We start from the raw sequence: 22,147 nt of genomic DNA, 5'->3' as shown, positions 1-22,147 counted from the left end.
CTTAGAGAAGTGAAATCACTTTGCGACCATTTAATTGGATTTTGCCTTGGGCCAATTGGCCAACTACTTCTGGATATAGCTGACGTTCTACGGATTGAATGGCTGCGGATAAGGATTCCGCAGTATCATGGTCGCTAACCTCCACGACACGCTGTGCAATAATAGCTCCCGTATCCATGCCCCCGTCCACAAAATGAACGGTGACGCCACTTACCTTGACACCATAGGTCAATGCCTGTCCAACAGCATCTTTCCCTGGAAATGCCGGAAGTAGTGACGGATGAATATTAATGATTTTTCCTGCGTAGGCATCGACCATGACGCTGGATAGCAAACGCATGTAGCCAGCTAACACGATGAGATCAATTGATTTCTGCTCCAGTAAAGCCACCAGTTCACGCTCATAGTCTTCTCGAGAAGGATATTCCTTGGGTCGAAAAGTATGGAACGTAATTCCAGCTTTCTGTGCTCTAGCTACGGCAGGAGCCGCAGGCTTGTCACAGATGAGCAATTCTACCGAGGCGCCGCCCAGTTCTCCTCGCGCAGCCGCATCCACCAATGACTGAAAGTTCGTCCCTTCGCCTGATGCAAAAACAGCAATCCGGTACTCGTTCATTACACCTTGGCTCCCGTAAAGGTCACGATAGAACTGCCTTCCGTTACTTTTCCGATCACATATGCGGCTTCGCCCTGTTCCTTCAGAACTTCCAGTGAAGTCTGTGCATGCTCTTCGTCTACAACGATTACCATTCCAATTCCCATATTAAAGGTTGTGAACATGTCTTTGTTGGAGATTGCGCCTTTTTCCTGCATGAGCTGGAAGATCGGCAAAATCGGCCAAGTGCCGTATTCTATATCCACATTGACGTGATCCGGTAACACTCTAGGGATATTTTCAATAAAACCGCCACCTGTGATATGCGCCATGCCTTTTACTTTTACCTTGTCCAGCAATGCCAAAACGGATTTCACGTAAATTTTCGTCGGCTCCAACAGTACATCGCCCAGTTTGCCGTTTAAGCCTTCGATTTCATCATGCAAATCATAGCCCTGCTGTTCCAACAACAGTTTGCGAACCAGTGAGAAGCCATTACTGTGAACTCCACTGGAGGCCAGTCCAATAACGGTATCTCCGGGAGCAATCGAGCTGCCGTTGATGATTTTACTTTTATCTACAATCCCTACCGTGAATCCGGCAATATCATATTCACCCTCGCTATACATCCCTGGCATTTCTGCGGTTTCACCGCCGACCAGCGCACAGCCCGATTGATGGCATCCCTCTGCGATTCCAGCGACTATAGCTTCAATTTTCTCGGGTACAACCTTGTCACAAGCGAGGTAATCCAGAAAAAAGAGTGGCTCCGCGCCCCCGACGACAATGTCGTTTACACACATCGCAACCGCGTCGATACCAATGGTGTCATGACGATCCATTGCGAAAGCAAGCTTCAGCTTCGTGCCGACACCATCGGTACCGGAAACGAGTACAGGCTCCTCGTACTTATCCTTATTCAGGCCGAACAACGCACCGAATCCGCCCAAGTCCGTCAGCACTTCGGGACGGAAGGTACGTTTAACGTGCTTTTTCATCCGTTCTACTGCTTCATTACCGGCAGCGATATCTACCCCTGCATTTTTGTATGCTTCGGACATTCATGAACACTCCTTCAAATGATTGACCCTCCTAAGTCCTCCCTAACAGAGAGGATTCCATGGGGCTGCTCCCCCTGGACCTCTCAAGAGTCGGTCAGATGCGTAGGGTTGGGTGCTGCTTGGTGTATGGTTCGTGCTGTGAGTCGCGTGCTTTCCTTTGTGAATTGCGGGGCATTCCCGCAATTCACAAGGACACGCTTTGGTGCGTTGCCGCCTTCACGGCGGCGGGGGCACGTCCCGGGCTGTTTGCTTCGCAAAGGCGGGGACGTGCCGGGAAAGAAGTGAGCAGCGCCAACGGGCGGCTTACTTCTTTGCCCTTTGAGGCAGGCAGCTTTGCCTTGCCTGCTATTGAGCTTCGCTTCGCGTCTCAACCTTACAAGAGCAGGGTGACTTTTTACGAGTCACCGCTCCGTTAAAAACTCATGGCATGAAATAGTTATGCCATGAGTTTTTAACGTCCTTACCTATCCTCTTCCCCATAGGGAACAGAAGAGAGACAGGCACTGCTGCAAAATGCTGCACACCTGAGAAACGCAGCGGGTGGAAGGATTCTGGAGAAGCGAAAGCGTTCGCCTTTGCCGCTGGATTCTAACCCTGTAAGGGGTTATTTCAATCCAGGAATCCAGTGGCAACAGCGATCGTAAGAACCTTCCACACGCGGAGTGGCCCCCTCAGAACCGCATTATATGGCGCTAGTACCTCTTTTGTTCCCTATACTAACAACTACATCCGAACTTTTCTTCACCTTTGAAGTCTACCTGAGTTGGGTAATCATTATCGAAACAAGCTAGGCACAAGCCGCCTTTGTAATCCTGTTCGTTATATCCACCTACAGCGGCAATCAAACCCTCGGCGCTCATAAAGTAAAGCGAATCCGCGTTAATTTCCTCACGAATTTCCTCGACGGTTTTAGATGAAGCAATCAGTTCCCGGCGATCCGGCGTGTCAATACCGTAGAAGCACGGGTTTTTGAAAGGCGGCGAGGTAATACGTACATGTACCTCCAACGCTCCCGCATCACGCAGCATATTCACGATTCGACGGGATGTAGTGCCCCGGACGATAGAATCGTCGATCATAATGACTCGTTTACCTTCAACAACGCGGCGTACAGCGCTCAGCTTCATTTTCACACCCTGCTCGCGCAGCTCCTGACTCGGCTGAATGAAGGTACGTCCAGTGTATTTATTTTTAATCATGCCCAGCTCATAAGGAATACCTGTCTGCTCTGCATAACCAATCGCAGCCGAAATACTGGAGTCCGGTACACCGGTAACCAAATCTGCATCAACAAAAGCTTCCAGCGCCATCTGGCTGCCCATTCTTTTGCGTGCAGCATGAAGATTAGAACCATTCAAGTCACTGTCAGGCCGGGCAAAATAAATATATTCCATCGCACATAGCGCTTTACGGTGCTTTTCTTCCGTGTAACGATCTTCATGCAGTCCATTTTTGTCCAACACCAACAGCTCACCCGGTTCGATATCGCGCAGCAACTCTGCCCCAATCGTTTCCAGGGCACAAGACTCGGATGCGAACAGATAAGCATCTCCCAGTCTGCCCATCGTGATTGGACGCAGACCATTGGGGTCGGAAGCCACGAGCAGCTTGTCGTTGGTCATAATAAGGAAAGCAAACCCGCCGACAATACGCTTCAATGCATCCTTAGCGGCCTCCACCAAATCCTTGGACGATCGTGCGATCAAATGTGCTACTACTTCTGTATCGCTGGTCGTTTGAAAAATAGACCCGCCCTGCTCCAGCTCATGCCGGATTTGCAAAGCATTCACGATATTCCCGTTCGTGGCTACTGCCAAATCGCCATCACGATACTTGAACACCAAAGGCTGTGCATTCGTCAGCTTACTGTCTCCACTTGTCGAGTAGCGCACATGTCCTATGGCAATATCGCCTGTCAGCGAAGCCATCAAATCTTTATTGAATACTTCTTTTACAAGACCCATACCACGATGATAATGGAACTCGTCACCACTGCTCACACAGATGCCTGCACTTTCCTCCCCACGATGCTGGAGTGCATGCAATCCGTAATATGCTAGGGAAGCGGCATCGGAGTGTCTATACACACCGAATACGCCGCATTCCTCTTTTAATTTATCAAACAGCCCCTCTTTACCAGAGCCTTCATTATAATAATCTCCAGTCCACAACGTCCGTGCTGTTATTTCATCAGACATGGAATGACATCCTCCCAGATTTGCTTCAAACTGGCGACTGCCTCGTTCAAAGCGGGTTGTCCGTTCACCTCAACTGTCAATTGTGATCCTTCAACTTTTCCTAATACGGTTACTGGCACTTCCAAACCACGTAGATGTGCTTCCAGCGCAGACGCTTTATCCGGCGATGCAGATAACAAAATACGGGACTGGCTTTCGCTAAACAAGGCATGGTCAGGACGCAAAGTCGTTTCTACGTTGACCTGTGCTCCCAATCCGCCGCTAATCCCGGATTCCGCAAGCGCTACAGCCAATCCGCCCTCTGCCAAATCATGCGCAGATTGTACCAATCCGCCCTGAATCGCTCCCAGTACCGCAGTCAGCAGCTTTTTCTCTACGTTCAAATCCAGCTCAGGAGGGCGTCCCTCGGATACACCGTGTACGACAGCTTGGAACTCGCTACCTCCCAGCTCGGCCTTCGTTTCCCCCACCAAGAAAATCACATCACCCTCGGCTTTGAAGCCTTGTGTCGTAATATGATCTGTATCATGTACCAGACCTACCATACCAACAACAGGCGTCGGATAGATGGAGCCTTTGGTATTTTCGTTGTACAAGCTGACATTACCCCCGATAACAGGTGTATCCAGTACACGGCAAGCTTCAGCCATACCATCTACGGCTTTTTCCATTTGCCAGAAAATATCCGGCTTTTCAGGGTTACCGAAGTTCAGGTTATCTGTAATCGCCAAAGGCTCGCCGCCAGAACATACAATGTTACGTGCTGCTTCGCTAACTGCAATCCGTCCGCCTACCTCTGGATCCAGGTATACATAACGTCCGTTACAATCTGTCGTCATGGCGAGACCCTTACGAGTTCCACGCACGGTTACTACAGCTGCATCCGATCCCGGACGAACGGCTGTACTCGTGCGAACCATGTAGTCATACTGCTCGTATACCCATTTCTTACTAGCTACACTTGGTGAAGACAGCACCTTTTTCAGCGCATCGTTCAAATCTGTCACTTCTGCATAACGAAGTGTGTCAATAGCAGCATTTTGCTCATAATAAGCGGGGATTTCGGAAGGCTTGTCATAAATCGGGCATTCATCAACCAGTGCCGTCACTGGCATATCTCCGACCACTTCATTGTGATGGAACAAACGCAAACGACCGTCATCCGTCACTTTACCGACCTTGGCACAAATAACGCCCCAGCGCTCGAAAATTTCCAGTGCCTGTGCTTCATCCTTAGGCTCTACTACGAACAGCATCCGTTCTTGTGATTCGGACAGCATCATTTCATAAGGTGTCATACCCTCTTCACGCTGCGGTACCTGATCCAGATACAGCTCCAGGCCGTTGCCAGCCTTACTCGCCATCTCCGCGCTGGAGCAGGTGAGTCCTGCGGCACCCATATCCTGAATACCCAGCACAATACCACTGTCGATCAGTTCCAGACATGATTCCATAACCAGCTTCTCCATAAAAGGATCGCCTACTTGAACCGCAGTCCGGTTCGCTTCAGATTCTTCTGTCAGCTCAACCGATGCGAATGTCGCTCCATGAATCCCATCACGACCTGTCGGTGGGCCCACATAGAACACCGGGTTACCGACCCCTTTAGCAACACCACGCTGGATTTTATCATGGTCAATCAGTCCGACACACATTGCATTAACGAGCGGGTTGCCTTCGTAGCTTTCATCAAATACAACCTCGCCACCTACAGTCGGAATACCGATACAGTTCCCGTAGCCCGCAATACCAGATACCACATGCTCGAACAAATATTTCACACGGTCGCTCTCCAGCTTGCCAAAACGCAGAGAGTTCAACACCGCAACGGGTCTTGCACCCATGGAGAAAATATCACGGATGATACCGCCTACCCCAGTCGCTGCCCCTTGAAAAGGCTCCACAGCCGACGGATGGTTATGGCTTTCGATTTTAAATACAACCGCTTGGTTATCACCGATATCTACAATGCCTGCGCCCTCGCCGGGTCCCATCAGCACTCGTGGACCGCTCGTTGGAAAACGACGCAATAACGGCTTGGAGTTTTTGTAAGCACAATGCTCTGACCACATGACACTGAATACACCAATCTCCGTATAATTCGGCTGACGTCCCATGAATTCACAGATCAACGCATATTCGCTATCCGACACACCCATCTGCTGGTACAGTTTATGCTCGGCAACCTGCTCTGCCGTTGGTTCCTTAGCGGACACTTGCTGCGCCATGTCGATCCCTCCATGCGTTCAAAATAGATGTAAACATACGTTTGCCGTCATCCGTTCCGAGCAATGCGTCCACCGCGCGTTCAGGGTGAGGCATCATGCCCAGCACGTTTCCTTGTTCATTACAAATCCCTGCGATATCCGTCATGGAACCGTTTGGATTATCTTTATACGTAAATACGATCTGGTTATTCGCCTGCAAGCGAGCCAGCGTCTCATCATCACAGTAATAGTTGCCTTCGCCGTGTGCGATCGGAATGACGATCTTTTCACCAGCGGCGTAATCTTTAGTAAAAGGTGTTTGGTTATTCGCAACCTGCAACACCGTATCCCGGCATAGGAATTTCATCGACAGATTACGGCGTAAAGCCCCTGGCAACAGACCGGCTTCGGTCAGAATTTGAAAACCGTTGCAAATACCCAAAATATATTTGCCCTCGGCAGCCGCTTTCGCAACTTCCTTCATCACTGGAGCAAACCGGGAAATCGCGCCGCAACGCAGGTAATCCCCGTAGGAGAAGCCTCCTGGAACAAGAATACAATCATAAGGCGACAGATCCGTCGCAGTATGCCAAACATAATCGACAGGTTCACCGACCGTGTCCTCTACCGCCTTATAGCAGTCAATATCACAGTTGGAGCCCGGAAAAACCAGAACTGCAAATTTCATGGAATCAGCCCTCCAGTTCGTAGCGGTAGTCTTCAATGACCGTGTTGGCCAACAGCTTTTCGCACATCTCAATGATGCGCTTTTCAGCACTCTCGCGGTCTGTTGTATCCAGATTCAATTCCATATACTTACCAATTCTGACGCTGTCCACTTCTCCGAAACCCATAGAATGCAGTGCGCCTTGCACCGCAACCCCCTGCGGGTCCAAAACGCTTTGCTTAATCGTGACATAGACTGTTGCTTTCATCATGTTCCTTCAGTTCCTCCTCCGAATGAGTGAATCCTATTGGTTGAATTATGATTACTATTTACTGTGCCGTCAGACGCCGCCAAATATCCGTATATCTTGCAGTTGTTTCTTCTACGACCTCAGCAGGCAATGGATCGGGCTCGCTATTCTTGTCCCAACCAGATGATGCCAAATAGCTTCGTACCGGCTCCTTGTCCATGCTGTCAATCTCAACATCCAGCTCATACTTTTCCTGGGCCCAAAAACGGGATGAATCTGGCGTGAAAATCTCGTCAATCAGAATCACCTTACCGTTAACAAGACCAAACTCAAACTTGCAATCGGCTAAAATAATCCCCCGCTTCTCGCAGAAAGCACGTGCAAATTCGTACAACGCCAAGCTCTTTTCCTCAAGCTCACCTGTTAGTTCCACCCCGACCAGTTCTTTCATTTGATGAAGTGAAATGTCCTCGTCGTGTCCAACATCATTTTTTGCAGCTGGTGTAAATAAAGGCTTGGGAAAGCGCTCATTTTTACGTAGCCCCTCTGGCAATGGAATGCCGTTCACCTCACCGTTCTGCTCATACTGACGCCAGCCGCCTCCGGTAATATATCCGCGCACCACACACTCAATGTCGATGCGTTCAGCCTTCAGCGTGACCATGATCCGGTCCTTCAGCAACTCTTTATTCTGTTCGTCGATCACATGCCCGAGCTTGTTCACATCAGTGTGCACGACATGGTTTTCCAACAAGTCTTTCGTCTGCTCAAACCAGAAAGCGCTGAGCTTATTCAGCACATTTCCCTTTTCGGGCACGGGTGGCTCTAACACATAATCAAAAGCCGAAATTCGGTCCGTCACGACAATCAGAAAATGCTCTCCGAGATCATACAGTTCACGCACCTTGCCTTTGTACAAGAGCGGCGCATGGATCAGACCTTCGGCAGTAGACAATGACATTTCATTACACCTCTTTCATAGAAGTTGCCCCTCCTAAATCAACCTTTGCCCCTCCTAAATCCTCCCCTCAGGGAGAACTCCCAGGGCTGCTGCCCTCGGGACTCCCGCAAGGTTGGCTGGTGAGCCGGGTGAGGGCGTTTATTATGTGACTCGAGTGGTATGAGCGCGTTTCGCCGGATGAAGGCTTGTTGGCACAAGCTTTCATCCAGCAACGCTTTTACGTCGGTACAAAATAGCGTTTTTACGCGTATGCCGCCGCAATACCATTCGGCCCGTGGCCGTAGCACGGCATGCCGTGCAGCGAGCATTGGGCTTCACCCAGTTGTGCGCATGTGTTACGCTGCGCACGGATACGGTGGCTCAAGGCTTCACTTCTTGAGCCTGCGCGTTCTCGGGAGGGCAGCGGGCTGTTTGCTGCGCAAATTCGGCGGCCCTCCCGAGAACGTTGCTCAGCGATAGCAAAAGCAGTGGAACACGCTTTTCCATCGCTCTTGGGGTGGTGCGGCATCTTATGTGCCGCACCTTCCCAAGTTCTGCTCCCACACGAAGGTTGGTGCTGGAAGCAGCGGAGCGGACGGAATCGTTCTGGAGAAGCGTTAGCGCTTGCCTTTGCCTCTGGATTCCAACCTTTGCAGGTTTTCCAATTCAGGAATCCAGGGGCAACAGCAATCGGAAGAATGTTCCGTTCGCAGAGCGGCCTCACCACGCAGCAACCTTCCCTCCTACTCCCCTAATCCCAGCTTTTTGAAGATCGTATCCACGTTCTTCAGATGCCAGGCTGGGTTAAAAGCATCCTCGATTTCGTCTGCGCTGAGCACGGCAGTAATTTCCGGGGTGGCCTCGACGATATCGCGGAACTGGCGTTGCTCTTCCCACGCCTGCATAGCACGCGGCTGCACGGTATCGTAGGCTTTTTCACGACTAAAACCTTTATCGATCAGCTTCGTCATAATACGACCGGAGAACGGTACGCCGTACGTACGCGCCATATTGCGCTTCATATTTTCAGGGAAGACCGTCAGATTTTTCACGATATTGCCAAAGCGGTTCAGCATGTAGTTCAACAGCATTGTGGCATCCGGCAGAATAATGCGTTCTACGGAAGAATGCGAAATGTCGCGTTCATGCCATAGGGTTACGTTCTCATACGCCGATACCATATGCCCGCGAATCACACGTGCCAGACCGGAGATGTTCTCACTTCCGATCGGATTGCGTTTATGCGGCATCGCAGAAGAACCTTTTTGACCTTTGGCAAAGGCTTCTTCCACCTCACGGAACTCACTCTTTTGCAGAGCACGGACTTCTGTAGCAAATTTGTCCAACGATGTGGCGATCAACGCTAATGTTGCCATGTATTCGGCATGACGGTCGCGCTGTAGCGTCTGTGTAGAAATCGGTGCAGGCTTGGTGCCCAGCTTGCGGCATACAAATTCTTCTACAGCCGGGTCAATGTTGGCGTATGTCCCAACTGCACCGGACATTTTACCGTATTGTACTTGGTCAGCGGCAAAACGAAAGCGTTCCAGATTGCGCTTCATTTCCTCGTACCACAATCCCATCTTCAGTCCGAATGTGGTCGGCTCGGCATGCACTCCATGTGTACGTCCCATCATTGGTGTATGCTTGTAAGCCAATGCCTTTTCCTTCAAAATTTCAATAAAATTCAAGATATCGCGTTCCAGGATTTCATTCGCCTGCTTTAACAGGTAGCCCAGTGCCGTATCAACTACGTCTGTAGAGGTTAGACCGTAATGTACCCATTTGCGCTCGTCTCCAAGACTTTCGGACACCGTGCGAGTAAAAGCAATGACATCATGTCTTGTCTCCTGCTCAATTTCATAGATCCGTTCAATATCAAAACTTGCATTCTTACGCAGAGCCACAGTATCCTCTTTTGGAATAACCCCTAATTCCGCCCAAGCTTCACAGGCACACAGCTCTACTTCCAGCCACGCTTTAAATTTATTTTCTTCCGTCCAAATCGCTCTCATTTCCGGTCTGCTATAGCGTTCGATCATGACTATTTATTCCCCCAAATATTGGTTTGTTCAATCCATTCCAGCGCTTGTTCCGCATCCTGGCACAATAGATTAATATGTCCCATCTTTCGGCCTGGCTTGGCTTCACTTTTTCCATACAAATGCAGCTTGGGTACAACATCCAACCTTTCAGCTTCAACATCCGATTGCACAAACCGCCGAACCACGTCCTCCAAATGCTCACCTAGCACATTGACCATCACGACGGAAGTCAGCAGCTTCGTGCTGCCCAAGGGTAAACCGCAAATCGCACGTATGTGCTGCTCGAATTGCGACGTGGCGCATCCCTCCATCGTGTAATGACCGGAGTTATGCGGTCGCGGTGCCAACTCATTAACGTACAACCGTCCGTCTTCGGTGACAAACATCTCCACAGCGAGCAGTCCCACCGCACCCAGCGACTCTGCCACAGCCAGCGCCAACTTGCGTGCTTCCTCCTGAACAGGTTCTGGCACGCGCGCAGGTACAATCGACGTGTGCAAAATGTTGTTTACGTGAATGTTTTCCGCAGGTGGAAAGGCTTTAGCTTCACCGTTCGTGCTGCGAGCTACAATCACCGAGATTTCGCAGCGAAAACGGATGAACTGTTCCAATACCAGTTCCGCACCGCCTCCTGCCAATTGTTCGTAAGCAGCTAAGGCTTCCTCCGGTTGGCGAATGACCACTTGTCCCTTGCCATCATAACCACCGACTGCTGTCTTGAGCACACACGGTACACCCAGTTCAGCTACCGCTTGGACCATATCCGCAGGACTACTGATTTCACGATACGGAGCGACAGGGACACCAGCAGCTTCAATAGAACGCTTTTCACGAAGACGATGCTGTGTTGTGTACAAAAGACTGCTGCCTTGCGGCACGCTGGATTCCTGTTCCAAAAGCGCAGCCACACCTGCGTCCACATTTTCAAACTCATACGTGATCACATCGCACCGACCAGCCAACTCTCTGGCCGCATGCTCATCATCATAGGCAGCACGGATTTGTTCTGACACCTGTCCACACGGGCTATCAGGTGCAGGGTCCAGCGTCACAAAGCGATATCCTAGGTTTGTCCCTGCTAGCACAAGCATTCTGCCCAGCTGTCCGCCTCCTAGAAGTCCAATCGTTGTACCTGGAGGACGGATGCGACCTGCAGATTCAAATGCCTCATTCATAGTGAGTCACTGCCTTCCAGCACCTCATCACGGATACGGTCGCGTCTTGCCACAACCCGCTGACTTATCTTTTCGTCAAAAGCGCCTAATATTTGTGCGGCCAGCAGCCCTGCATTCGTAGCGCCTGCCTTACCGATTGCCACAGTGGCAACCGGAATACCACCCGGCATCTGCACAATGGAGAGCAGGGAGTCTAGACCATTCAGAGCCTTCGACTGGACAGGCACACCAATGACTGGCAAGGATGTCTTCGCAGCCACCATCCCTGGCAAATGCGCTGCCCCACCCGCTCCAGCAATAATGACCTTTAGTCCACGCCCGGCGGCCTCTTCTGCAAAACGAAACATTAAATCCGGTGTACGATGGGCTGAAACTACCTTTTTCTCATATCCGATTTCAAGCTCGTCCAGCACAGCACATGCATGCTGCATGGTGTCCCAGTCTGATGTGCTGCCCATAATGACAGCGACCTGCACTGACATGTCCTTCACTCCCTGTTTATCAATAAGCGCCAAAAATCCGGCACTCGAAAATAACGTTATTTTCAAGACACCGGACTACGAAAAAACAAACGACAGAGCCTCTTAAAGGCAAGCCAAAAGCAAGCCTCTTCCACCGCATCCAATGCGGCTTCAGCCGTATGTCTCCCGTAGTCCGGAAATTTAAGGTTTCCAGGTAGAAACTTCCGGGCCATATCCCCGGCATTATACGAGTTAGCATTGTGCCTATTCCATACCCGACGATATTCTTTACAAGTATGATCGCGGTCTGTTTCGGCTCAAACATGTGTACCTTATTAAATTGTACCTAAAGTTCATTTTTTATCGACAATACACTTCCTAGTTTAACAATTCCCTACACCTTATGTCAACTTGAAAACGAACATTACAATAATCATGCAATAGAATGTTCGTGTTTAACAAAATCAACACCCTTATATACCCACAGGTCAGGACTATTGTATTACGTTTAGCTATCTATTACCTATCCTGATAACAGCGAGCGTACCGCATTCCACTGACAAAAATAAAAGTCGGCACTCCCTATACAGGCAGTAAACCGACTTTTACTTTCTTATTCAGTTATTTTACGACCAGCACAGGAATACGCGCATGCTGCACCACATTGTGGCTTACGCTACCCAATACAAATTCACGGATACCACCTAAACCGCGGCTACCGATCACAATCACATCGAAGCCATTCTCATTGGCATAATCCAAAATGACTTCGGCTGGTGAACCTTGAATGAGCTCCACCTTGGCATCTACACCTTGCTCAGCAAGCCGCTTTTTAACTTCTTCGGTAGTTTGTTCGGCCAAATCGTAATATTCTTTATTTATCGAAGCCGGAATTGGCGCCAAACCTTCGCCCATAAAAATCCGTGGAAAATCAAATGCGGTTACCACCTCAAGCTGCGAGGACGATGATGTCTTGACTAATTCGGCTGCCTTCAGCAAAGCCTTGTTGGATGCATCCGAACCGTCATAAGCAAGCAATACTTTTGAAAATAGCATAATACGCACCTCTTCCTCATTCGGTTTGTTGATTCAAAGCCTGAAATATGTACTCCTGTTGTTGTTCATTCCATGACATCACTGGATGGCTGGAATAGTCTTCTCACTCATCATTAAACTTCCCTATGAGAAGCTAAACTCCTCGCCTTACCTTAAAAAATAACCATACAACAATGCGTTCATGAATAGCAACGCAGGAATACCTAATCTGAAACTCATATGCCGTGTTTTATGGCGTTTACGGTACATGGCTATTAGCACGCCTAAGGCTCCCCCAATCAGGGCCAGAAAAAACAACGTCCGTTCAGGTACACGATCACGATGTTTACGTGCTCTCTTTTTATCTTCCGACATTACCAGATAGCCTACTGCATTGATAAACAGCAGCCATACCAACAAGCCTGTCTGCAATGTCTCTCCTCCTTTTGCACACCGTACCAAGTTCAGGTATTAAGCCTTATATATCGTTCTCCCCTCATTATAACCCCACCCCTTTTACAGAAACAACGCCTCCCTTGACTTGGATAGCGTTTTTGCGGAAATAGTAAGGTGGCATAAGGGCGATCCCCGAGTGCATCTATTTCGTCTTAAAGGAGGAACTGCAATGGAAAGCACCCATGAATACGTTGAAAAGCTGCGAGAAAATGCTAAAAAGGCAGAACGCAACCGTAAACAAGGAAAAGGAACTCCCAGCGCCAGCCTGCCGACAAAACAGCATAGCAAAAACCCCTGATCATGGGATCTGTATTCAGCTGTAGAACCATGTTATTAACGTAAAATATCAACTTTACCTTGTCGTTCTCATTGAATGAAGTTAAAGGTAAACTCAGTTGTTCACCTTTCAACAAAAACAACAAGCAGACTCCTTATGAGATTTCTGCTTGTTGTTTTGTTTTTGCAAACATTTTTTATTCAGCCGTGGTCTTTACCTAAAACAACCGACTGTTCATCTTACTACATACACCCACCATACAATAATAAGGCGGTTACATTGATAATGGATTGATTTTAAAGTTATATTTTCTAACATAGATATTGACTAAAAACATTTTTACACTCTATAATTCGTGATATTAACTTAATCCGACAAAATATTTGTCAGTTAATCTATCATCATATTTGAGGTTTAAGATTGGAGAGGAGCTTTATATGACTAACATGAAAAAAATGACGATGATTCCCCTGTTGGCCAGCTTTATTCTCGGAGGTACCTTATGGAGTGGTGGATTTACCGCCAACGCTGCGGCAGCAGCTACAACCAGCACAACTGCACCTACTTCTACCACTATAACTTCGGGCAAATCCGAAAATCCACAAACCAATCATTTGCCCAATATTAAAATACTTGCCACGGGAGGGACCATTGCAGGATCATCTGCCGTCAATACGGATACAACCGGCTACAAAGCAGGCGCGTTGGGTGTGGAAACCTTGATCAATGCCGTTCCTGAGATGAAAAGTATTGCAAATGTCAGTGGTGAGCAAGTTGTTAATGTAGGTAGCCCTGATGTTAATAATGAAATTCTCTTAAAACTTGCCAAACGTACCAATGAACTGCTTGCCAGAGACGATGTAGACGGGATTGTCATTACACATGGTACAGATACATTAGAAGAAACAGCTTATTTCCTCAATCTTGTTATCAAAAGCGATAAGCCAGTAGTTGTCGTTGGCTCCATGCGTCCAGCTACTGCCATCAGTGCCGATGGTCCCTTCAACCTCTATAATGCAGTGAAAGTCGCCGGGGCTTCGGCCTCTAAAGGTCAGGGTGTACTCGTCCTGTTGAACGACCGTATCGGTGCAGCAAGATACATTACCAAAACAAACACAACAGCAGTCGATACGTTCAAGTCTGTAGAGCAGGGATTCCTTGGAGCTGTTGTGGGTGATCAAGTGTACTACTACAACAAATCCACACACAAGCATACGACTTCTTCTGTATTCGACATCACTAACCTGACTCAACTGCCGCAAGTAGATATTTTATACGAGTATCAAAACAATGGTCGTTATCTGTATGATGCAGCCGTAGCAGCTGGTGCCAAGGGTATTGTCGTAGCTGGTTCCGGTAATGGTTCCTTGTCCAAGACCTCCTCAGAAGGCGCAGAGGCCGCAGGTAAAAAAGGAGTTATCATTGCCCGCTCCAGCCGCGTAGGAAGTGGAGTTGTGTCCCCATCAACAAAAGATGCCGCATCGAACTTTGTGTCGACCGATTCGCTTAATCCGCAAAAAGCACGGATTTTGCTCATGCTTGCTTTGACCCAAACACACGATGTTAACCAAATTCAATCCTTCTTTAATGAATACTAAGAGCATTTATCCCAAATCATATAAATACAACATTCTTATTATGAAAAAGAAGCAGCGATTACGGTTGACCACCGTAACTGCTGCTTCTTTTTTTGCGAGACAAGTCTAGCATTAATAACTACTTCATCTAATATCCAATCGTCTTGGTTCTATACAGTAATTCGTCGTCCCTCCCACACAGCATCAAGACTGCTGTTTGGGAATCCCATTCAAGCTTGGAGGATATTTCGCTTGCTTCTCTGGATGAGCAGCAATTTCCTCCTCCAGTATGCTTGATTTATTTTGCTGATTATTGATTTTAAGCGGTTTATGTTTGGGCATAAATACTCACCTCCTCGGATTACCATGCCAAGGAGTGATCGTTTTTATACCGACGGGTACCTGCTGATTATGTTGACTGCAGCACTTTTGGTCATCTGTTATTTGCCCTGCTTTTGTTCCATCGCTGCTTTTAGCAAATCACCCAAACTGGAGCCAAAAGATTCCTGCTTTTCAAATTGTCTTACTAGCTTTTGCTGTTCCCGTTTGTTTACCCGTTGCTTGTCCTTATCCAACGTCTCGGTAATTCCGCAGGGCAGGCATCTTACATACAATCCTGCTTTGCCCTCTTTCATTTCCATTTTCTTATGACACTGCGGGCAACGTCGATTGGACAAACGTTTTTCCCCTGAACGACGGTAACCGCAATCCGCACTTGGACATACAAGGAACTTGCCTTTCTTACCCTTCTTCTCCAATAGCTTTGTACCACAATCTGGACAATGACTATTCGTCTCATTATGAGGCTTGTACTCCGCACTGCTATTTTTCACAGTGGAAACCAGCTCTTTCGCCATAGCACGAATAGAATTCAAAAACGGTTCCGGTTGTCCTTGACCACGAGCAATCCGTTCCAGCTCCGCTTCCCAACGTGCCGTCAGCTCAGGCGTTCGAAGCTGTGGAGCTGCCAGTTCAATCAGTTGCTTACCTTTCCCGGTTGGATGCATCACGTTCCCCTGACGCTCAATCGTATCCGAGCTGACAAGCTTTTCAATCAGATCGGCACGAGTAGCAGGAGTACCCAGTCCATGCTTTTCCATCTGAGCGAGCAGGGCTGCTTCCGTATACCGCTTCGGCGGCATCGTTCGCCCAGCTCGTACAAGACAACGCTGCAATCGGACAGAGTCTCCTTTTTTCAGCTCCGGTAAAATAACGCCTCTTCCATTGTTTTCCCGATCCTCTGCTTCTTCATCATCCATATCATAATGGTTTGCGTCATATACAGCACGCCATCCGCTATCTTTTACCGTTGTGCCTTTTACCTGAAACGTCTCCTGCTCCACCGTTACTGATACAGCTACAGCATCATAACGTGCAGGTGGATAGAATAGACTAATAAAACGTCGTGCAATCAGATCATACAGCTTACGTTCTTCCGGGCTTAACTGATTAAGCAATAATGTCTGCTCAGTAGGAATAATCGCATGATGATCCGTGACTTTACTGTCATCCACAATTCGCTTTGTGATTGGTAGGTTGTTACGCAATAACGACCGTGCCAAGGAAGCATACGGACCTACTGCTACACTACTGAGCCTTTCCTTAAGTGTGTCCACCATATCGGATGTCAGATAACGGCTGTCTGTACGTGGATAGGTCACCAGCTTATGCTGCTCATACAGACGCTGAAGCAGATTAGACGTCTGTTTAGCCGAAAAGCCATAGCGCTGATTAGCATCTCTTTGTAGTTCCGTTAAATCATACGCTAGCGGGTGAGGCTCGTTCTTTTCGCTCTTTTTAACACTGGCAACTGTGCCTTTGGCTCCCTCAAGTCTACGGCGCAAAGCCTCTGCTTGAGTGCGGTCAAACATGCGTGAATCCCCGCTTTCTGCCCGCCAAGTTGCCTGAAAATCGCCAAAATCCGCCGTCAAAGTATCATATTCCTGAGAACGGAATTCGGTAATTTCTTTCTCACGCTCCATAATCATCCCCAGCGTTGGTGTCTGCACTCTTCCAGCCGAAAGTTGGGCGTTATAACGACAAGTCAACGCGCGAGTTACATTGAGACCAATCATCCAGTCTGCTTCAGCTCTACAGCGAGCCGATTCATATAAACGATCAAACTGCTGACCAGGCAATAGCTTTGCGAAACCTGCCTTAATCGCCTTGTCTGTCTGCGAGGAGATCCATAAGCGCCGGAAGGGCTTTTTCCAGTTTGCCATTTGGATGATCCAGCGTGCCAACAATTCTCCTTCGCGAGCAGCATCTGTTGCCACGATAAGCTCTCCAATGTCCTGCCGCTTCATGAGTTGCTGCACAGCTTTGAACTGATGATTACTTTCGCGCAGCACCTTTAACTTTGAACTCTTCGGAAGAATAGGCAGGTCCTCCAAATTCCAGGTCGCATACTTAGAATCGTAATCCTCCGGCTCTGCTAAGCCGACCAAATGTCCCAGTGCCCACGTCACCACGTACTGGGGTCCTTCTATATAACTTTTATGCTTCTCGCGGCTACCCATCACACGTGCAATCTCTCTGGCCACGGACGGTTTTTCTGCCAATACCAATACCTTCATGTTACGCTCCTTTCTCTCATAGTGTTAATTATACCATCCTGCCATGATCCGATAAATTCTAATGCAACGGCTCTTATTAACATGTTCGTACATACTATTGCAATTGCTTTACACCGCTTAGGACCAGCTTACAAATCAGGCACACTCCATTTTAATAGCAGACCTGCATAGGTAAGTCCTCCCCCAAATCCATATAACAACACATGTTGTCCATACCGTAAACGTCCATCATCCAAACCACACTGCAAAGCCAACGGGATGGATGCCGCCGATGTATTGCCATACAATTCTACGCTTGTCAGCGTTTTTTCCAAAGGTACTGTACTTCTTTCACATATGGACTCGATCATTCTCAAATTAGCACTATGAGGTACAAACCAGTCAAGATCCTCTTTCTGCATATTTGCCTTATCCAATAATCGTTCGATTCCCGTTGGAACAGAGCGAACAGCCCATTTATAAACCTCACGTCCATTTTGAGCAATAAATCCATGGTCTTGCAGCTTCTCTCCATCCAAATGATCAGATAATCCCACTCGGTAAAGATGTGCTCCCCCATGCCCATAAGTACCTATATCTGAAGTTAAAAATGATCCTTCATCCTCGTCATATTCAACAAGCGCAACCCCTGCACCATCTCCAAAAAGTATACACGTCGTCCGATCCGTATAATCTGTAATTTTGGACAACGTTTCGGCTCCCACTACTAGCACCTTACGATGCAGACCACCCGTAATAAGGCCATTTGCCAAATGAAGTCCATAGGAAAAACCTGCACATGCTGCACTAATATCCATTGACCCTGTATTCGGAATATCAAAATGAGCCTGAATACGTGAAGCCGTGCTCGGAAAGTAGTAATCAGGTGTACTCGTCGCTACAATGATCATCTCAACATCGTTTATATTTACGTCATACAGGTTAATCATACGTGTAATAGCTTGTATGCATAAATCAGATACATATTGATCTTCAGCCGCAATGCGTCTTTCATGCATACCCGTTCTCTGTACAATCCACTCGTTACTGGTATCCACAAGCTTCTCCAAGTCAGCGTTCGTCAAAATCCGTTCAGGTACATAAGTGCCAAAGGCCGTAAGCTTAGCTTTTGAATTCAACAATCTGATCACTCTCCTTTGTAATCCTTATTCACATTATAACACCAGATACTAATACCTGGTACTAAATTATTTTAAAACCGTCTTCTTATTACTAGTTAATATCCACTTATCCAGTTAAACTTATAACAAGCTCAATTTAAATAAAATCCCACTGCCTTTTAACGCAAAAAAAGACCATGATCTTATGAAGATCATAGTCTCTTTTGCTTGTTGCTTGGCGACGTCCTACTCTCCCAGGACCCTGCGGTCCAAGTACCATCGGCGCTGGAGGGCTTAACGGTCGTGTTCGGGATGGGTACGTGTGGAACCCCTCCGCTATCGCCACCAAACATGAATTTGCTACGCAAATTCTTCCGTACGGTTATTCGGTTCACCACTTATCGTGTGAATGAATAGCCATGCGCTTGTCGTATGTCACTTGTACATACCTTCAAGGTTACACCCTGAAAACTGGATCCGAAACTCATTTGCGTTTTATCTTTAGGATAAGCCCTCGACCGATTAGTATTGGTCAGCTCCATGCATTACTGCACTTCCACCCCCAACCTATCTACCTCGTCGTCTTCAAGGGGTCTTACTAATTGGGAAATCTCATCTTGAGGGGGGCTTCACGCTTAGATGCTTTCAGCGCTTATCCCTTCCGTACATAGCTACCCAGCGGTGCTCCTGGCGGAACAACTGGTACACCAGCGGTACGTCCATCCCGGTCCTCTCGTACTAAGGACAGCTCCTCTCAAATTTCCTACGCCCACGACAGATAGGGACCGAACTGTCTCACGACGTTCTGAACCCAGCTCGCGTACCGCTTTAATGGGCGAACAGCCCAACCCTTGGGACCTACTTCAGCCCCAGGATGCGATGAGCCGACATCGAGGTGCCAAACCTCCCCGTCGATGTGGACTCTTGGGGGAGATAAGCCTGTTATCCCCAGGGTAGCTTTTATCCGTTGAGCGATGGCCCTTCCATGCGGTACCACCGGATCACTAAGCCCGACTTTCGTCCCTGCTCGACTTGTAGGTCTCGCAGTCAAGCTCCCTTCTGCCTTTGCACTCTTCGAATGATTTCCAACCATTCTGAGGGAACCTTGGGGCGCCTCCGTTACTCTTTAGGAGGCGACCGCCCCAGTCAAACTGCCCACCTGACACTGTCCTCGCACCGGTTCACGGTACCAAGTTAGAACCTAGATACGATCAGGGTGGTATCCCAAGGATGCCTCCCTTCAAGCTGGCGCTCAAAGTTCTACGGCTCCCACCTATCCTGTACAGATCGTACCCAAATTCAATATCAAGCTGCAGTAAAGCTCCATGGGGTCTTTCCGTCTTGTCGCGGGTAACCTGCATCTTCACAGGTATTAAAATTTCACCGGATCTCTCGTTGAGACAGCGCCCAAGTCGTTACGCCATTCGTGCGGGTCAGAATTTACCTGACAAGGAATTTCGCTACCTTAGGACCGTTATAGTTACGGCCGCCGTTTACTGGGGCTTCGGTTCATAGCTTCGCTCTTGCGAGCTTACCACTCCCCTTAACCTTCCAGCACCGGGCAGGCGTCAGCCCGTATACTTCGCCTTGCGGCTTCGCACAGACCTGTGTTTTTGCTAAACAGTCGCTTGGGCCTTTTCACTGCGGCCCCCTCGGGCTATTCACCCTACCGAGGCACCCCTTCTCCCGAAGTTACGGGGTCATTTTGCCGAGTTCCTTAACGAGAGTTCTTCCGCGCGCCTTAGAATTCTCTTCTCGCCTACCTGTGTCGGTTTGCGGTACGGGCACCTTCTCCTGGCTAGAGGCTTTTCTTGGCAGTCTGAGATCATGACCTTCGCTACTACAATTTTCGCTCCCCATCACAGCCCAGCCTTACGATGTGCGGATTTGCCTACACATCAGCCTCACTGCTTAGACGGACATCCATCCGTCCGCGTCACTACCCTACTGCGTCACCCCATCGCTCATAACGGATTACGGTGGTACAGGAATTTCGACCTGTTGTCCTTCGACTACGCCTATCGGCCTCGCCTTAGGTCCCGACTTACCCTGAGCGGACGAACCTTCCTCAGGAACCCTTAGGCTTTCGGCGGATCTGATTCTCACAGATCTTTTCGTTACTCATACCGGCATTCTCACTTGAATGCAGTCCAGCGCTCCTTACGGTACACCTTCAACCCGCATTCAACGCTCCCCTACCCCTGATGCAAAGCATCAAGCCATAGCTTCGGTGGTGTGTTTAGCCCCGTTACATTTTCGGCGCAGAGTCACTCGACCAGTGAGCTATTACGCACTCTTTCAATGGTGGCTGCTTCTAAGCCAACATCCTGGTTGTCTGTGCAACTCCACATCCTTTCCCACTTAACACACACTTGGGGACCTTAGCTGATGGTCTGGGCTGTTTCCCTTTCGACAATGGATCTTAGCACTCACTGTCTGACTCCCGGAACTAAATCTATGGCATTCGGAGTTTGACTGAGCTTGGTAACCCTTGCGGGCCCCGCACCCAATCAGTGCTCTACCTCCACGATTCTTCTTTCCGAGGCTAGCCCTAAAGCTATTTCGGGGAGAACCAGCTATCTCCGGGTTCGATTGGAATTTCTCCGCTACCCCCACCTCATCCCCGCATTTTTCAACATGCGTGGGTTCGGGCCTCCAGTGCGTGTTACCGCACCTTCACCCTGGACAGGGGTAGATCACCCGGTTTCGGGTCTACGTCCACGTACTCATTCGCCCTATTCAGACTCGCTTTCGCTGCGGCTTCAGCTCTTCACCTTAACCTTGCACGGGAACGTAACTCGCCGGTTCATTCTACAAAAGGCACGCCATCACCCATAAATAGGGCTCTGACTTCTTGTAAGCACACGGTTTCAGGATCTATTTCACTCCCCTTCCGGGGTGCTTTTCACCTTTCCCTCACGGTACTGCTTCACTATCGGTCGCCAGGGAGTATTTAGCCTTGGCAGATGGTCCTGCCGGATTCATACGGGGTTTCACGTGCCCCGCACTACTCGGGATCCGTCTCGGAGGGAACAAGTTTTGAACTACAGGGCTTTTACCTTCTCTGGCGGGCCTTTCCAGACCTCTTCATCTAACCGGTTCCTTTGTAACTCCATGTGAGACGTCCCACAACCCCAAGGAGCAAGCTCCTTGGTTTGGGCTAATCCGCGTTCGCTCGCCGCTACTGACGGAATCACTATTGTTTTCTCTTCCTCAGGGTACTTAGATGTTTCAGTTCCCCTGGTCTGCCTCTATTCTGCCTATGTATTCAGCAGAAAGTGACTGTCGATGAAGACAGCCGGGTTTCCCCATTCGGACATCCCCGGATCAAAGCTTGCTTACAGCTCCCCGAGGCTTTATCGTTGTTCGCCACGTCCTTCGTCGGCTCCTGGCGCCTAGGCATCCTCCGTGTGCTCTTTGTAGCTTAACCTAGTATTTACATCGTAAATACGATTTGCTTTGAATTTCGGTTCAACACTTACGTGTGAATGAAATTCAAGGCAGCTACCTTTATTTCACTTGTTTAC

The 22,147-nt window shown here is 48.7% G+C and carries 18 protein-coding genes, 2 rRNA genes and 1 riboswitch; of the genes, 2 read left to right on the top strand and 18 right to left on the bottom strand.

Going from position 1 to position 22,147, the window contains the following annotated elements; all coding sequences use genetic code 11:
* Position 1 precedes the first annotated feature (1 nt).
* The 13 genes from purN to MLD56_RS04215 form a co-directional block, all read right to left on the bottom strand.
* On the bottom strand, positions 2–616 hold the full coding sequence (purN, locus tag MLD56_RS04275; protein WP_241113473.1) for a phosphoribosylglycinamide formyltransferase: 615 nt from the start codon (positions 614–616) through the stop codon (positions 2–4).
* A complete protein-coding gene (gene purM, locus MLD56_RS04270) occupies positions 616–1,656 on the bottom strand; it encodes a phosphoribosylformylglycinamidine cyclo-ligase (protein ID WP_029516031.1) in 1,041 nt (346 codons plus the stop codon). The genes purN and purM overlap by 1 nt, the downstream gene beginning before the upstream one ends.
* Positions 1,657–2,372: 716 nt before the next feature.
* Positions 2,373–3,854, bottom strand: coding sequence for an amidophosphoribosyltransferase (gene purF / locus MLD56_RS04265; protein ID WP_029516033.1), 1,482 nt, complete (start codon positions 3,852–3,854; stop codon positions 2,373–2,375).
* Entirely contained in the window at positions 3,839–6,082 is a 2,244-nt protein-coding gene (purL, locus tag MLD56_RS04260) for a phosphoribosylformylglycinamidine synthase subunit PurL (RefSeq protein WP_029516034.1), read from the bottom strand. The genes purF and purL overlap by 16 nt, the downstream gene beginning before the upstream one ends.
* Entirely contained in the window at positions 6,060–6,749 is a 690-nt protein-coding gene (purQ, locus tag MLD56_RS04255) for a phosphoribosylformylglycinamidine synthase subunit PurQ (RefSeq protein WP_029516035.1), read from the bottom strand. The genes purL and purQ overlap by 23 nt, the downstream gene beginning before the upstream one ends.
* A 4-nt stretch (positions 6,750–6,753) precedes the next feature.
* Entirely contained in the window at positions 6,754–6,999 is a 246-nt protein-coding gene (gene purS, locus MLD56_RS04250; protein ID WP_013308797.1) for a phosphoribosylformylglycinamidine synthase subunit PurS, read from the bottom strand.
* Between the two features lie 58 nt (positions 7,000–7,057).
* The gene (locus MLD56_RS04245; RefSeq protein WP_029516036.1) at positions 7,058–7,939 is read right to left on the bottom strand and encodes a phosphoribosylaminoimidazolesuccinocarboxamide synthase; all 882 of its coding nucleotides are present in this window, start codon (positions 7,937–7,939) and stop codon (positions 7,058–7,060) included.
* Between the two features lie 241 nt (positions 7,940–8,180).
* Positions 8,181–8,645 (bottom strand): hypothetical protein, encoded by a 465-nt coding sequence (locus MLD56_RS04240; protein WP_029516037.1) that lies wholly within the window; start codon positions 8,643–8,645, stop codon positions 8,181–8,183.
* A gap of 16 nt (positions 8,646–8,661) precedes the next feature.
* Positions 8,662–9,960 carry an adenylosuccinate lyase gene (gene purB, locus MLD56_RS04235; RefSeq protein WP_029516038.1) on the bottom strand — a complete coding sequence of 433 codons (1,299 nt, stop codon included), beginning with the start codon at positions 9,958–9,960 and terminating at the stop codon, positions 8,662–8,664.
* A 2-nt stretch (positions 9,961–9,962) separates the two neighbouring features.
* Positions 9,963–11,138 carry a 5-(carboxyamino)imidazole ribonucleotide synthase gene (gene purK / locus MLD56_RS04230; RefSeq protein WP_029516039.1) on the bottom strand — a complete coding sequence of 392 codons (1,176 nt, stop codon included), beginning with the start codon at positions 11,136–11,138 and terminating at the stop codon, positions 9,963–9,965.
* Complete coding sequence (gene purE, locus MLD56_RS04225) at positions 11,135–11,620, bottom strand: 5-(carboxyamino)imidazole ribonucleotide mutase (protein WP_014279837.1); 486 nt, start codon at positions 11,618–11,620, stop codon at positions 11,135–11,137. Before purE ends, purK begins: the two co-directional genes overlap by 4 nt.
* A gap of 148 nt (positions 11,621–11,768) precedes the next feature.
* A riboswitch (purine riboswitch) is annotated at positions 11,769–11,870 on the bottom strand.
* A 350-nt stretch (positions 11,871–12,220) separates the two neighbouring features.
* Complete coding sequence (locus tag MLD56_RS04220; protein WP_029516040.1) at positions 12,221–12,655, bottom strand: universal stress protein; 435 nt, start codon at positions 12,653–12,655, stop codon at positions 12,221–12,223.
* 147 nt (positions 12,656–12,802) lie between these two features.
* Entirely contained in the window at positions 12,803–13,066 is a 264-nt protein-coding gene (locus MLD56_RS04215) for a DUF1294 domain-containing protein (RefSeq protein ID WP_025719814.1), read from the bottom strand.
* A 193-nt stretch (positions 13,067–13,259) separates the two neighbouring features.
* Between MLD56_RS04215 and MLD56_RS04210 the strand changes: the two genes are divergently transcribed.
* Positions 13,260–13,388, top strand: coding sequence for a DUF4023 family protein (locus MLD56_RS04210; protein ID WP_013369463.1), 129 nt, complete (start codon positions 13,260–13,262; stop codon positions 13,386–13,388).
* Positions 13,389–13,804: 416 nt separating this feature from the next.
* On the top strand, positions 13,805–14,965 hold the full coding sequence (locus MLD56_RS04205; RefSeq protein WP_029516041.1) for a type II asparaginase: 1,161 nt from the start codon (positions 13,805–13,807) through the stop codon (positions 14,963–14,965).
* A gap of 183 nt (positions 14,966–15,148) precedes the next feature.
* On the opposite strand, the gene MLD56_RS04200 is transcribed toward MLD56_RS04205, so the two are convergent.
* The 5 genes from MLD56_RS04200 to MLD56_RS04180 all read right to left on the bottom strand — a co-directional run bounded on the left by MLD56_RS04200 (position 15,149) and on the right by MLD56_RS04180 (position 22,050).
* Positions 15,149–15,286 carry a hypothetical protein gene (locus MLD56_RS04200; RefSeq protein ID WP_016819760.1) on the bottom strand — a complete coding sequence of 46 codons (138 nt, stop codon included), beginning with the start codon at positions 15,284–15,286 and terminating at the stop codon, positions 15,149–15,151.
* Positions 15,287–15,384: 98 nt separating this feature from the next.
* Complete coding sequence (locus tag MLD56_RS04195) at positions 15,385–17,520, bottom strand: DNA topoisomerase III (protein ID WP_029516042.1); 2,136 nt, start codon at positions 17,518–17,520, stop codon at positions 15,385–15,387.
* 128 nt (positions 17,521–17,648) lie between these two features.
* Positions 17,649–18,641: a ketoacyl-ACP synthase III gene (locus tag MLD56_RS04190; protein ID WP_029516043.1), complete on the bottom strand. Its 993-nt coding sequence runs from the start codon at positions 18,639–18,641 to the stop codon at positions 17,649–17,651.
* Between the two features lie 212 nt (positions 18,642–18,853).
* Positions 18,854–18,970 (bottom strand): 5S ribosomal RNA (gene rrf / locus MLD56_RS04185).
* A gap of 152 nt (positions 18,971–19,122) precedes the next feature.
* Positions 19,123–22,050, bottom strand: a 23S ribosomal RNA gene (locus tag MLD56_RS04180).
* Between the last annotated feature and the right edge of the window lie 97 nt (positions 22,051–22,147).

Origin of the sequence: Paenibacillus peoriae (assembly GCF_022531965.1) — a bacterium.
Classification (GTDB): domain Bacteria; phylum Bacillota; class Bacilli; order Paenibacillales; family Paenibacillaceae; genus Paenibacillus; species Paenibacillus polymyxa_D.
This window is presented reverse-complemented; position numbering and strand designations above follow the sequence as displayed.

Bases quoted from the DNA above. Each gene is read 5' to 3' on its own strand.
- purN (WP_241113473.1), bottom strand. From the start codon at position 616: ATGAACGAGTACCGGATTGCTGTTTTTGCATCAGGCGAAGGGACGAAC.
- purM (WP_029516031.1), bottom strand. From the start codon at position 1,656: ATGTCCGAAGCATACAAAAATGCAGGGGTAGATATCGCTGCCGGTAAT.
- purF (WP_029516033.1), bottom strand. From the start codon at position 3,854: ATGTCTGATGAAATAACAGCACGGACGTTGTGGACTGGAGATTATTAT.
- purL (WP_029516034.1), bottom strand. From the start codon at position 6,082: ATGGCGCAGCAAGTGTCCGCTAAGGAACCAACGGCAGAGCAGGTTGCC.
- purQ (WP_029516035.1), bottom strand. From the start codon at position 6,749: ATGAAATTTGCAGTTCTGGTTTTTCCGGGCTCCAACTGTGATATTGAC.
- purS (WP_013308797.1), bottom strand. From the start codon at position 6,999: ATGATGAAAGCAACAGTCTATGTCACGATTAAGCAAAGCGTTTTGGAC.
- MLD56_RS04245 (WP_029516036.1), bottom strand. From the start codon at position 7,939: ATGTCATTGTCTACTGCCGAAGGTCTGATCCATGCGCCGCTCTTGTAC.
- purB (WP_029516038.1), bottom strand. From the start codon at position 9,960: ATGATCGAACGCTATAGCAGACCGGAAATGAGAGCGATTTGGACGGAA.
- purK (WP_029516039.1), bottom strand. From the start codon at position 11,138: ATGAATGAGGCATTTGAATCTGCAGGTCGCATCCGTCCTCCAGGTACA.
- purE (WP_014279837.1), bottom strand. From the start codon at position 11,620: ATGTCAGTGCAGGTCGCTGTCATTATGGGCAGCACATCAGACTGGGAC.
- MLD56_RS04220 (WP_029516040.1), bottom strand. From the start codon at position 12,655: ATGCTATTTTCAAAAGTATTGCTTGCTTATGACGGTTCGGATGCATCC.
- MLD56_RS04210 (WP_013369463.1), top strand. From the start codon at position 13,260: ATGGAAAGCACCCATGAATACGTTGAAAAGCTGCGAGAAAATGCTAAA.
- MLD56_RS04205 (WP_029516041.1), top strand. From the start codon at position 13,805: ATGACTAACATGAAAAAAATGACGATGATTCCCCTGTTGGCCAGCTTT.
- MLD56_RS04200 (WP_016819760.1), bottom strand. From the start codon at position 15,286: ATGCCCAAACATAAACCGCTTAAAATCAATAATCAGCAAAATAAATCA.
- MLD56_RS04195 (WP_029516042.1), bottom strand. From the start codon at position 17,520: ATGAAGGTATTGGTATTGGCAGAAAAACCGTCCGTGGCCAGAGAGATT.